At 70.6% G+C, this 12,247-nt stretch carries 11 protein-coding genes; 8 read left to right on the plus strand and 3 right to left on the minus strand.

Annotated elements, in window-relative coordinates; genetic code table 11:
* The 3 genes from AB0C36_RS40840 to AB0C36_RS40850 form a co-directional block, all read left to right on the plus strand.
* A partial coding sequence (locus tag AB0C36_RS40840; RefSeq protein ID WP_358364280.1) for an AIM24 family protein occupies positions 1–950 on the plus strand: 950 nt, incomplete at its 5' end.
* Between the two features lie 7 nt (positions 951–957).
* Positions 958–1,641: an AIM24 family protein gene (locus tag AB0C36_RS40845; protein ID WP_358364283.1), complete on the plus strand. Its 684-nt coding sequence runs from the start codon at positions 958–960 to the stop codon at positions 1,639–1,641.
* A 13-nt stretch (positions 1,642–1,654) separates the two neighbouring features.
* The gene (locus tag AB0C36_RS40850) at positions 1,655–2,407 is read left to right on the plus strand and encodes an AIM24 family protein (RefSeq protein WP_358364286.1); all 753 of its coding nucleotides are present in this window, start codon (positions 1,655–1,657) and stop codon (positions 2,405–2,407) included.
* A 131-nt stretch (positions 2,408–2,538) separates the two neighbouring features.
* Here the strand turns inward: AB0C36_RS40850 and AB0C36_RS40855 are convergent, their stop codons facing one another.
* Complete coding sequence (locus tag AB0C36_RS40855) at positions 2,539–3,084, minus strand: NUDIX hydrolase (protein WP_358364288.1); 546 nt, start codon at positions 3,082–3,084, stop codon at positions 2,539–2,541.
* Positions 3,085–3,160: 76 nt separating this feature from the next.
* Positions 3,161–4,789, minus strand: coding sequence for a zinc-dependent metalloprotease (locus AB0C36_RS40860; RefSeq protein ID WP_358364291.1), 1,629 nt, complete (start codon positions 4,787–4,789; stop codon positions 3,161–3,163).
* 255 nt (positions 4,790–5,044) lie between these two features.
* Between AB0C36_RS40860 and AB0C36_RS40865 the strand changes: the two genes are divergently transcribed.
* The 4 genes from AB0C36_RS40865 (at position 5,045) to AB0C36_RS40880 (ending at position 8,248) form a co-directional block, all read left to right on the plus strand.
* Positions 5,045–6,256, plus strand: a complete 1,212-nt coding sequence (locus tag AB0C36_RS40865) for an NAD-dependent epimerase/dehydratase family protein (RefSeq protein WP_435839220.1) — start codon at positions 5,045–5,047, stop codon at positions 6,254–6,256.
* 144 nt (positions 6,257–6,400) lie between these two features.
* The gene (locus AB0C36_RS40870) at positions 6,401–6,829 is read left to right on the plus strand and encodes a molybdenum cofactor biosynthesis protein MoaE (RefSeq protein WP_358364296.1); all 429 of its coding nucleotides are present in this window, start codon (positions 6,401–6,403) and stop codon (positions 6,827–6,829) included.
* 125 nt (positions 6,830–6,954) lie between these two features.
* A complete protein-coding gene (locus AB0C36_RS40875) occupies positions 6,955–7,185 on the plus strand; it encodes a hypothetical protein (RefSeq protein ID WP_358364299.1) in 231 nt (76 codons plus the stop codon).
* A 10-nt stretch (positions 7,186–7,195) separates the two neighbouring features.
* Entirely contained in the window at positions 7,196–8,248 is a 1,053-nt protein-coding gene (locus AB0C36_RS40880; protein ID WP_358364302.1) for a YlbL family protein, read from the plus strand.
* A gap of 12 nt (positions 8,249–8,260) precedes the next feature.
* Here AB0C36_RS40880 and AB0C36_RS40885 read toward each other — a convergent pair whose 3' ends face one another.
* Positions 8,261–8,785, minus strand: coding sequence for a PPA1309 family protein (locus AB0C36_RS40885; RefSeq protein ID WP_358364304.1), 525 nt, complete (start codon positions 8,783–8,785; stop codon positions 8,261–8,263).
* A gap of 153 nt (positions 8,786–8,938) precedes the next feature.
* Between AB0C36_RS40885 and AB0C36_RS40890 the strand changes: the two genes are divergently transcribed.
* Positions 8,939–11,974, plus strand: coding sequence for a UPF0182 family membrane protein (locus tag AB0C36_RS40890; protein ID WP_358364306.1), 3,036 nt, complete (start codon positions 8,939–8,941; stop codon positions 11,972–11,974).
* Positions 11,975–12,247: the final 273 nt, after the last annotated feature.

Raw genomic sequence — 12,247 nt, forward strand, 5'->3', positions numbered from 1 at the left:
AGATGCCTCCCGGTCAGATGCCCCCGGGGCAAATGCCGCCCGGTCAGATGCCTCCCGGCCAGTTCCCGCCGCCGCAGGGCATGCCGCAGGGCCAGATGGCCCCGCCGATGCCCGGTATGCCGGGTCAGATGCCTCCCGGTCAGATGCCCCCTGGCCAGTTCCCGGGTCAGCCCGGGATGCCGGGTCAGCCGGGTATGCCCGGCCAGCCGGCCGGCCTGCAGCTGGGCACCGCCCAGGGCGGTATGAACCAGGCGGGCATGGGTCCCGCCGGCCTGCCGATGGAGGCCCAGTACGGCTACGGCCTCGACCAGTTCCGCGAGGTCCAGGGCCAGGGCCGCTGGGTCCAGCAGAACCCCAAGCTCATCCGCGCGTCCCTGGCCGGCAGCACCGTCAAGGTGATCGCCAAGCAGGGCTGCATGGTCGCCTACCAGGGCAAGGTCGACTTCAAGTTCCAGGGCCAGGGCTTCGGTCAGCGCCGCGACAACCGCCTGACCGGCCAGTCCATGGAGCTGATGCGCTGCGAGGGCGACGGCGAGGTGTTCTTCGCCGAGGAGGCCGCGAACCTCCACCTGGTCGAGCTCGCCGGCCACCGCCTGTGCGTGAGCGCCGCCAACGTCCTCGCGTGGGACGAGGGCCTGACCCTCGAACCGACCCGTATCGAGGGCCAGGGCATCCCCGGCGGCGGCCTGTTCGTGCAGACCTTCAGCGGCAACGGGACCGTCGTCGTGAAGACGAAGGGCATCCCGATGGTGCTCCCGGTCAACCCGGGCGCCCCGACCTTCGCGGACACCAACGCGATCGTCGCGTGGACGCACGGCATGCAGGTGTCGACCAGCACGGCGGTACGCGTACGTCGTACGGCGTACCCCGGCCACAGCGGCGAGACCGTGTCGCTGCAATTCCGGGGTATGCAGGGCCACTTCATCGTCGTCCAGCCGTACGAGGTGTGAGGGGATCATGGACCAGCAGCAGATGCTCGCCACGTACGGCCAGCAGGCACCCACGGCGCGGATGAGCCCGCACGGCAACAAGATCTGCCGCGTGAGCATGCAGCAGGGCTACGACCTGTTCGCCAAGCAGGGCTCGATGATCGCCTACAACGGGTTCATCACCTTCAGCCCGTACCGCGAGAGCCGCGGCAACCGCATCCGCGGCCGGGCCGCCGGCGAGCAGCTCGAACTGATGCAGTGCTCGGGCCAGGGCGACCTGTTCCTCGCCGACTACGGGGCCGACGTCGTCATGCTCCAGCTCCAGGGCAACGGCATCTCGGTCAACGGCGCGAACATCCTCGCGTTCGACGCGCAGCTGACGAAGTCGATCGGGTTCGTCTCCGGCATCGCCAACAAGTTCAGCGGCAACGGCATGACGAACATCGAGCTGGCCGGCAACGGCTGGGTGGCCATCACCACCCGCGGCACGCCGGTCGTCCTCGACCCGTCGCAGCAGGAGACGTGCGTCGACCCCGACGCGCTGGTGGCGTGGTCCACCGGCCTCCGCATCAAGAGCAAGCGGTCCGCGCGCATGGGTGCCCTGGTCGGCCGTGGCACCGGTGAGGCGATGCAGGTCGCGTTCAGCGGTGCCGGGTTCGTCGTCGTCCAGCCGTCGGAGGACTCCACCGACCGCTTCCACATCCGCGGCTGAGCGGGGAGAAACCATGCAGAGTTCACTGTTCGGCTACACCGAGGTCCAGTCCCAGGAGCGCTGGGCCCTCCAGAACAGGCAGATGTTGCGCGTCCTCCTCGGCGCGCAGAACCGCGAGGTGCTCGCGCGCAAGGGCACCATGGTCGCGTTCACCGGCGGCGTCGACTTCGACGGCCACCTGCAGAGCGGCGGCGAGCGCCGGGCCGCGCAGCAGACCGGCGAGCAGCTCAACCTCATGCGGTGCAGCGGCAACGGCACGGTGTTCCTCGCGAACATGGCGCAGGCCATCCACGTGATCGACCTCAACAACGAGGGCCTCACCGTGGACGGGCAGTACGTGCTGGCCCTCGACTCGACGCTGAGCTGGAACGTCGTGCGCATCGAGAGCGAGACCGGCATCGCCGGCGTCGGCGGCTACAACCTCGAGGTGGGCGGCACCGGCAAGCTCGCCGTCATGACCTCCGGCAAGCCGCTGGTCATGCAGGTGACCCCGCAGCAGGAGTGCTTCGCGGACGCCGACGCGGTCATCGCGTGGTCCACGAGCCTCGTGACGCGCATGGAGGCGCAGCTCACCTCGCAGCGCATCTGGAGCCGCCGCGGCGGCACCGGCGAGGGCTGGAACCTCAGCTTCCAGGGCCAGGGCTACGTCATCGTGCAGCCGAGCGAGCTGCTGCCCCCGACGTCCTTCACCGCACCCGGCGGCTTCCTCGCCAACCGCGGCATGGGTCAGCAGGGCGGCATGCGCGGCAACACCTGGGGCAGCTGACCCGGGGCGTACGAGCGGAGAGCGCGCGGAAACGCGCGGAAGCGCGCGGCAGGGACCGATACACGAGCGCGGGGCGAGTCCGACACCGGACGCGCCCCGCGCTCGTGTTCCCGCATTTGTCGGTGCGCGGTTCAGCCGAGGGCGACCACGGCCCGCGCGACCAGCGTCCGCAACGCGTCGTCGGTCAGCTCGGGCAGCGCGTCGTACGCGAACCACCGCAGGTCCAGCGACTCCTCGCTGATGCGGACCGCGGCGTCGGGAGCGGCCACGGCGACGTACTCGACGTCGAAGTGCACGCTCCACGCGTCGGGCCCGCCGCAGCGCACCTCGTGGCGGTCCAGCGACACGGGCTCGGGCAACAGCGTCAGCGCCGCCACGCCGGACTCCTCCACGGCCTCGCGCAGCGCCGCGCCGGCGAGCGTCGTGTCGGCGGCCTCGCAGTGCCCTCCGGTCTGGAGCCAGAGACCGACCTTCGGATGCAGCGTCAGCAGGACGCGGCCCTGAGCCGGATCGACCACCAGCGCACTCGCCGTGATGTGGCCCTCCCGACGGGACCGCCACACGCCGTCGTCGTACGCGTCCAAGTGGGCCACATAGGCGTCGCGCAGCCGCGCCTGCGCGTCGTTCGGCGCCTGCCAGCTCTTGAGCACCCGGCGGGCGTCCTCATGCAAAGTCATGCGCTCACCCTGCCGCACTCGTCAGGCGCCGTCGTCCCTGCGTCCTCGACCGGCCCGCTCCCGGCCCAGCCCTGCCTTAGCCCTTGTCCTTGTCCGGCCCGCCGTCACCCGCGTCGCGGCCGTCCTTGTCGTCGGTGCCGTCCGTGCCTTCGGTACCTTCACCGGCGTCGGCGTCGGAGCCCTGCTCGCCCTGGTCGGCCTGGTCCTCCAGCGACTCCAGGTCCTTGTCGAGCTGCGCGGTCAGGCCGGACAGGTCCAGCTCCTCGCGGTGCACGAAGCCGTCCGGGTCGTCCAGGTCGTCGGCGGTCGGCAGCATGTCCGGGTGTGCCCACAGGCCGTCCCGGCCCTCGACGCCGCGCGCGTCCGCCAGCGACGCCCACAGCCGTGAGGCGTCGCGCAGTCGCCGCGGCCGCAGCTCGAGGCCGACAAGGGTCGCGAACGTCTGCTCGGCCGGTCCGCCCGTCGCGCGGCGGCGGCGCAGCGTCTCGCGCAGGGCGTCGGCGGACGGGAGCCGGGGCGCCGCGGCGGCGTGCACGACCGCGTCCACCCATCCCTCGACCAGGGCCAACGCCGTCTCCAGGCGCGCCAGCGCGGCCTTCTGCGCCGGCGTCTCCTCGGGCTCGAAGAGTCCCTGGGTGAACGCCTCCTGCAACGCCTCCGGGTTCGTCGGGTCGATGCGCCCGGCGGCCTCCTCAAGGCGGCTCATGTCGACCTTGATGCCCCGCGCGTACGCCTCGACGGCCCCGAACAGGTGCTGCCGCAGCCACGGCACGTGCGCGAACAGCCGCTGGTGGGCGGCCTCGCGCAGGGCGAGGTAGAGGCGTACCTCGTCCTGCGGCAGGCCCAGGCCGGCCCCGAAGGCCGCGAGGTTGGCGGGCAGCAGCGCGGCCCGGCCCGCGGGACCGATGGGCAGGCCGATGTCGGCGGACCCGACGACCTCGCCGGCCAGCGCACCGAGCGCCTGGCCGACCTGGGCGCCGAACATCGCGCCGCCCATGCCGCGCATCATGCCGATCAGCGGCCCGGCCATCTGCTGCATCTCGTCGGGCATCATCTCGCCCATCGCGCTGACCACGCGCGTCGCCAGCGGCTCGACGAGCGCCTTCCACTGCGGAAGGGTCGCCTCGATCCACTCGGCGCGGCTCCAGGCCAGCGTCGTGGACGCGCCGGAGGGCAGCGAGGTCGCCTCGTCGAGCCACAGCTCGGCGAGCCGCACCGACTCCGCCACCGCGTTGCGGTCCACCTGGCCGACGCTCGCGTCGCCGCCCTTCTGGGCGACCGTCTGCCGGGCGATGTCGTGCGCGAGGTCCCAGTTGACCGGCCCGCCCTCGTACGAGAGCAGTTTGCCGAGCTGCTGGAACGCCGCACCGAGGTCGGCCGGGTTCATGTTGCCGAAGAGTGCGCCGAACGGGTTGTCACCCCCGAAGGGGTTGTCGGAGCCGCCGCCGAACGGGTCGAACCCGCCCGGGCCGCCGGGAACGCCCGGGCCCTTGCCGCCGGACCCGGAGCCGGAGCCCGGGCCGCCGTCCGAGCCACCGGATCCGCCCGCGCCGCCGGACCCGCCGGAGCCCTCGGCCCCGAACCCGCCGAATCCGAAGCCCGGGGAACTTCCCGACCCGCCTGGCGCGTCGGAGGAATCAGGGTCGTGACGGTCCGGATCACCGCCGCCCGTCGGCTTGCCGAAACCGAAGGGGAAGTCACCCATGACAACCTCCGTGCCGACCCCCGTCGCCGGGGGTGTGGCGGCGGCCTGCCTGGCCTGCCGCGCCTCGTTTGACCTGTCCCGGGGCGTGGGAAGGCGACCGGTCGCGGCGCGGAAACGCGCCTCGCGTCATGGTCATGGCCACACCTCGGGCAGGATGGATTGCGGATGCTGCGTCACATGCGGGCTTTCCGGACGCGTACTCCTCGGTAAACGTAGGCGAGCCGCACACACCAAACTAACCACGGGAGGCGGTCAGTGAGTTCCCAGCCTCCGCACGTTCGCTCTGGGCGGAGTGGGCGGGACCGGTCGGCCGGGGGGTCGGCGGACGGGTCCACGGAGACGCCCGCAGAGACCACCGAAGCGACGCCACAGGAGGCCGATATCGAGACCCGACGCGGTATGGGCCCGGGCGCGCGCCCGGTCGTGGCGGTCACCGGAGCGGCTTCCGGGATGGGCCACCGGGTGGCCCAGCTCCTGGTGGAGAACGAGCAGGTCAAACGGCTGGTCGCGATCGACGAGCGGCGCGGTGACATCCCCGGCGCGCAGTGGCGGATCATGGACGTCCGCGATCCGGCCCTTGCCGGGCGCCTCGACGGGGTCGACGTCGTCGTGCACTTGGCCTTGGACCTCTCGCTCGATTCGGAGCCGCGGGCGCGCGGCGCGCGGAACGTACGCGGGACGCAGACCGTCCTGACGGCCGCCGCGGCCGCCGGGGTGCCACGTGTCGTGCTGTGCACGTCGGCGATGGTCTACGGCGCGCTCCCGGAGAACGAGACCCCGCTCGACGAGGACGCCCCGCTCAAGGCCACCGCCGACGCGTCGCTGATCGGCGACCTGCTGGAGATCGAGGAACTGGCCGCCCGCGCGCCGCGCGCCCACCGTGCGCTCAACGTCACGGTGGTACGCCCCGCCACGCTGGTCGGCGGGCCCGAGGCGGACAGCGTCATGACCCGGCACTTCGAGGCGCCGCGCCTGCTGGTCGTGTCCGGCAGCCGCCCGCAGTGGCAGTTCTGCCACGTCGACGACCTCGCCGAGGCGCTGGTGTACGCGGCACTCGGCAAGGTCGAGGGCGTCGTCACCGTCGGGTGCGACGGCTGGCTGGAGCAGGAGGAGATCGAGGAGCTGTCCGGCATGCGGCGCATGGAGCTGCCGGCCACGCTCGCCCTCGGGACCGCCGAGCGCCTGCACCGGCTCGGCATCACGCCCGCGCCGGCGGGGGACCTGGCGTACGCGATGCACGGCTGGGTCGTCCCCTCGACGCGCCTGCGCGATGCGGGGTGGCGCCCGTTGTGGACCAACGAACTGGCGTTCGCCGCGCTGCTCGAGGACGTCGAGGGCCGCCACGCGCTGGTCGCCCGGCGGCTCGGCCGCAAGGACGCCACGACGCTCGGTGCGGCCGGCGCGACGGTCGCGCTCATCGGCACCGCGGCGATCGTACGGAAGGTGCGCAAGCGGCGCGGCATCTGACCGCCCGGCCCCGCCCGGCCGTCGCCCGACCGCGGAGCGGCCCTGGGAGCCGCGCGATCCGAGTCGTGGACGTGCCGTATCGCCGCCGCGCTCAGCCGGGGCATACTGCGCCAGATGGGTATCCAGGCAGTGGAAGGTATGCACATGGACACCGATGTCATCCGCCTCCTCGACATCCGGGAGACACCGCTCTCGGTCGACGAGGTTTTCGCGGCGGTGGGGCACCCGACCGCCGGCGGCACCGACCTGTTCGTCGGCACCGTGCGCGACCACGACGGCGGCAAGGGCGTCACCGCGCTGGAGTACTCCGCGCACCCGAGTGCCGTCGCCGAGCTGCGGCGCGTCGCGGAGAAGGTCGTCGCGGACTTCCCGGTGTCGGCGCTGGCCGCCGTGCACCGCGTCGGAACGCTGGAGGTCGGTGACATCGCGGTCGTGGTCGCGGTGTCGTGCCCGCACCGCGGCGAGGCCTTCGACGCGTGCCGCCGGCTGATCGACACCCTCAAGCACGAGGTGCCCATCTGGAAGCACCAGGTCTTCGCGGACGGCACCACGGAGTGGGTCGGCGCCTGCTGACCGCCTCGAACTCCCGGGAGCCTTGGGCAGATCGGGTGAATCGGTCAATAGTCCGAAATGCATCCCTAGCATCCGATAGATACGATTAACGCACTAATCCGTTGGGCTTCGGGCGGGGGTGCGGCATGCTGTCGATCGCGGGCTGGTGGGCCATTCCGACGGTGGCGTTGCTCGGCATCGTGTTGTGGACCTCATGGCGCGGACGCACCCGCGGACCGCAGGACATGCAGGATTCCGTCGCCCACTACGAGCGCTTCCAGGCCGTGCTGACGCGCGTCGTCGAGGGCGATTCCCGATCCCCGGCCGACCCGAACGCCGACGAGCCCCGCGCTGCCGGGCGCCGCGACGTGCCGTAGTGTCGCGCTCATGTCGCGTCGTACCGCCACCCTGGTCGTCTCCGGCCTGATGTTCATAGCCCTGGCTATTGCGGCCATGTTCACGTCGGTGCCGTACGGGGAGCTGACCCCGGGCCCGACCGTCAACACGCTCGGCGACTACCGGGGCAAGCCGGTGATCGAAGTCGAGGACGCGCAGACGTACCCGACCTCGGGGCACCTCAACATGACGACCGTCTCGGTCACCAGCAAGGGCTACGACATGCCCCTGCTCGGCGCGTTCGTCGGCTGGGTGAAGGACGACGCCGACGTCGTCAAGAAGAGCAGCCTCTACCCGGACGACAAGACCGAGAAGCAGGTCGAGCAGGAGAACGCCGAGGAGTTCACGTCCTCGCAGGAGCACGCGAAGGTCGCGGCGTTCGAGAAGCTCGGCATCCCGGTCGACAAGCAGGTCGTCATCGCCAAGGTCAGCAAGGACATGCCGGCCACGGGGCAGCTGCACGCGGGCGACATCATCCTGTCGGTCGACGGCACCCCGGTCCGCGTCGAGGACGAGGTCGGCGCCGCGATCACCCGGCACAAGCCGGGCGAGACCGTCGAGTTCGTGGTCGACCCGGCCGACGCGCGCGGTACGCAGCGCACCGTCACGCTGACCACCGTCGCCGCCGAGGACGACGGCCGCTCGGTCGTCGGCATCACCCCCGGCGTCCTGCCCAAGTTCCCCTTCAAGGTGACCATCCACCTGGAGGACGTGGGCGGCCCCAGCGCGGGCCTGATGTTCGCGCTCGGCATCATCGACACGCTCAGCCCCGGCGACCTGACCGGCGGCAAGTTCGTGGCGGGCACCGGGACGATAGACGACAAGGGCAGCGTCGGACCCATCGGCGGCGTCACGATGAAGACCATCGCGGCGAAGCGGGCGGGCGCCAAGTACTTCCTGACGCCGAAGGGCAACTGCGCCGAGGCGGCCAAGGACAAGCCGAGCGGCCTCACGCTCGTGCAGGTCGACACGCTCGACGACGCGATGGCCGCCCTCGGCGTCATCAGCACCGGACAGGGCACCCTGACCGAGTGTCAGAAGTAGCAGCCGTCACGGCTACGCGAACGTCGCGCGCAGCGCCTCGGCCAGCCCGGGGACGAGATCCGCGCCGGACAGCACTTCCAGGTCGGAGTCCTTCTCGCGCAGCCGCAGCACGGATTCGCGCGTACCGTCGCGCAGTACGCCGACCGCGATCCGCACCTCCTGGCGGTCCGGCCGTTCGGCGACCCACGCGGCGATCTCCTCGTCGGTCCCGGTGGTCGGCATCTCGGCCTCCGCGGCGGGCGGCAGCATGAGGCGTTCGAGCACGATCGCGCAGCCGAGCACCGGGTCGGGCCAGGCGATCCCGGCGAGGAAGTCGTCGATCGGCGTCTCGTTCGGGATCTCGTCCTGCTCGATCGGGGTGAGCGCGGTGGCCGCCCCCTCCTCGGCGGCGAGCCCGAGCTCCTTGGCCAGCTGTGGCTCGGATCGCACCAGAGCGGCGGTGTCGACGAGCGCGTACAGTCGGGCGGGCTGGTCCCACCCGAACGCCGCGACGTGGCGTTCGATCTCCACGACGGCCTGGGTCAGTGCAACGGTCATGCCCCCATCATCCCGGTACGGCGCACCGCCTCGTCCCCCGGACACTTCCGCCGTGTCGGTGGGGAACCATGGCCGGGCTCGGTAAGTTGACGAGTCGAGCGCCGACCGGGCGCAACCAGGTAATGATCGAGGTGCGCACCCTTGGTTTTTCAGATGCCCGAACGCGGCGACCCCGGAGGTCGCCGCATCAGATTGGGAGCCCCGTCCCGCCGTCTGCGAACACTCCTGCTGACGCTCGCCATCATCGTGGTGGTCGGCGTCGCCTGGGTGCTCTTCGCCAACTTCTGGACTGAATGGCTCTGGTACAAGTCGGTCGGCTACGGCAACGTCTTCACGACGCGCCTGTGGACGCGACTCGGACTGTTCCTGGTCTTCGGCCTGCTCATGGCGGCCGCGGTCGGCCTCAACATGTACTTCGCCTATCGGCTGAGGCCCGCGTTCCGCGGCATGTCGATGGAGCAGCAAAGCCTGGACCGCTACCGGTCGGCCCTCGCGCCGTTCCGCGTGTGGGTCCTGATCGGCCTGTCGCTGATCGTCGGCGTCATCGCCGGGACCTCCGCCTCCGGGCACTGGGGCACCTGGCTCCAGTTCGTCAACGGAGTGTCCTTCGGGGTCGAGGACCCGCAGTTCCACAAGGACGTCTCGTTCTTCGCGTTCGACCTGCCGTTCTACCGGTTCCTGGTCAACTTCGGGTTCGTCGCGGTCGTGGTCGGCCTCGTCGTCGCGGTGCTGACGCACTACCTGTACGGCGGCCTCCGCGTACAGAGCCCGGGCGCCCGGGCGACCCCCGCCGCACAGGCCCACATCTCGCTGCTGCTGGGCCTCTTCGTGCTGCTGAAGGCCGTCGCCTACTGGCTCGACCGGTACTCGCTGGCGGTGTCCTCGGGCGACTTCAAGTCCGCCTCGCAGTTCACCGGCCTCCGCTACACGGACGCGAACGCGGTGCTGCCCGCGAAAACGATCCTGTTCATCGTCGCGCTCATCTGCGCCGTGCTGTTCTTCGTCAACGTGTTCCGCCGCACCTGGGCGCTGCCGATCATCGGCTTCGGCCTCATGGTGCTGTCCGCGGTGCTCATCGGCGGCCTGTACCCGTTCATCGTCGAGCGCTTCCAGGTCAAGCCGAACGCGCAGTCGAAGGAAGCCAAGTACATCGAACGCAACATCCAGGCGACGCGCGAGGCGTACGGAATAGCGGACGTGCAGGCGGAGGGCTACGCAGGCTCCGTCGACACGCGCGCAGGCCTGCTCGACGAGGCCACCGGCGCGGCCAGCATCCGCCTGCTCGACCCGAACATCGTGGGCCCGACGTTCCAGCAGCTCCAGCAGCTGAAGCAGTTCTACGGCTTCAGCCGCACGCTCGACGTCGACCGCTACGCGATCAACGGCAAGACGCAGGACACCGTGATCGCGCTGCGCGAGCTGAACCCGAACGGCGGCCAGACCCGCAACTGGGTCAACGACCACACCAAGTACACCCACGGCTACGGCGTCGTCGCGGCCGACGGCAACCGGGTGACGGTCGAGGGCAAGCCCGAGTTCATCGTCTCGGACATCACCGCGGACGGCGCACAGGGCCCGCTCGGCCAGTACGAGCAGCGCATCTACTTCGGCGAGAAGACGACGGAGTACTCCATCGTCGGCGCGCCGAGCGGCGCCACGCCGACCGAGATCGACTACCCGGACGAGAAGCTGCCGGGCGGTCAGGCGACGTACACCTACAAGGGCGACGGCGGCGTGCCGATCGGGTCGACGTTCAACAAGCTGCTGTACGCGACCAAGTTCGCGGACGGCAACATCCTGTTGTCCGACTCGATCAACGACAAGTCGAAGATCCTGTACAACCGCACGCCGAAGGAGCGGGTCGAGGCGGTCGCGCCGTGGCTCACCATCGACGGCGACCCGTACCCGGCCGTGGTGGACGGGCGCATCCTGTGGATCGTGGACGCGTACACGACGTCGAACGGCTACCCGTACTCGACGCGCACCACGCTGGGCGACGCGACCACCGACTCGGCGGTCCGTGCCGACGAGCGGCGCGGCGCGGTCGGCAACACCGGCAACGTCAACTACATCCGCAACTCGGTCAAGGCCACCGTCGACGCCTACTCCGGCAAGGTGACCCTGTACCAGTGGGACGACAAGGACCCCGTCCTCAAGACGTGGATGAAGGCGTTCCCCGGCACGGTCAAGAAGGCGTCGGCGATCTCGGACGGCCTGATGCAGCACCTGCGCTACCCGCAGGACCTGTTCAAGGTGCAGCGCGAGATGCTGACCCGCTACCACGTGACCGACCCGCGCACGTTCTTCAACGGCTCCGACGTGTGGAAGGTCCCGCAGGACCCCACGAGCGCGAAGCAGGTGGGCGGCGAGCAACCGCCGTACTACCTGTCGATGAAGATGCCGCCGGCGCAGGGACAGCCCGCGGAGACGGCGCAGTCCTTCAGACTGACGAGCGCATTCGTGCCCAATCAGCGGCAGAACATGGCGGCATTCCTCGCCGTGAACGCCCAACCAGGGCCGGATTACGGCAAGTTCAGACTTCTGACCTTGCCGTCGACAACCGCCATCAACGGGCCTGAACAGATGCAGAACGTGTTCACGTCCAATACGGAAGTCGGCAAGGTCCTCAACGTCTTGCAGCTGACCAACTCGCAAGTCGTGTACGGCAACCTGCTGAGCCTTCCGGTGGGCGGAGGCATGCTCTACGTCGAACCGGTGTACGTGAGAGCCGCGGCGGCGAACTCGTACCCGCTGCTCCAGAAGGTGCTGGCGTCGTACGGCAACAAGATCGCCTTCGAGAACACCCTCGAACAGGCGCTGGCGGTGCTGTTTGCCGGTGCGCCACCGTCGGTGACTCCTGACGATCCCAACGCCCCGGCGCCGCCGGGCGGCACCACACCGCCGAGTACGGGTACGCCCGCCCCGGGCACGCCGACACCCGGTGCCTCCACCCCGCCGCCGGGCCAGAGCCCGTCGGTCAAGGCCGCCCTCGACGACGCCCAGAAGGCGATCCAGAAGGCGGACGCGGCACTGAAGGCCGGCGACTTCGCCCTGTACGGCCAGGCGCAGCAGGAGCTTTCCGCGGCGATCAACCGGGCCATCGCGGCGGAACAGGCGGCCACGGCCGCACCGCCAGCCGCGGGGGCGTCGCCACCGGCCACCGGAGCGTCACCACCGCCGAGCCCATAGCGGCACCGGTACCAGCACAAGCACAACAGCAGTGCGCCTGACCGGGTTGTCCTGGCTCTCCCGCCCCGCGCGGAAGGGCCGGGGCAACCCGGTTGGCGTTTCCCGAGGCCGCCGACGGGGTCCGGCGGGGGCCGGGCAACTCGTTTGGCGTTCTCCCTCCCCATCGCGTAAGGTAAAGCCATACCGACGCGGGGTGGAGCAGCTCGGTAGCTCGCTGGGCTCATACCGGCAGTTGCCCGACACGGAGCTGCTGGTCTTCAAGACGCTTCAGTC

Origin of the sequence: Streptodolium elevatio (assembly GCF_040649515.1) — a bacterium.
Taxonomy (GTDB): domain Bacteria; phylum Actinomycetota; class Actinomycetes; order Streptomycetales; family Streptomycetaceae; genus Yinghuangia; species Yinghuangia elevatio.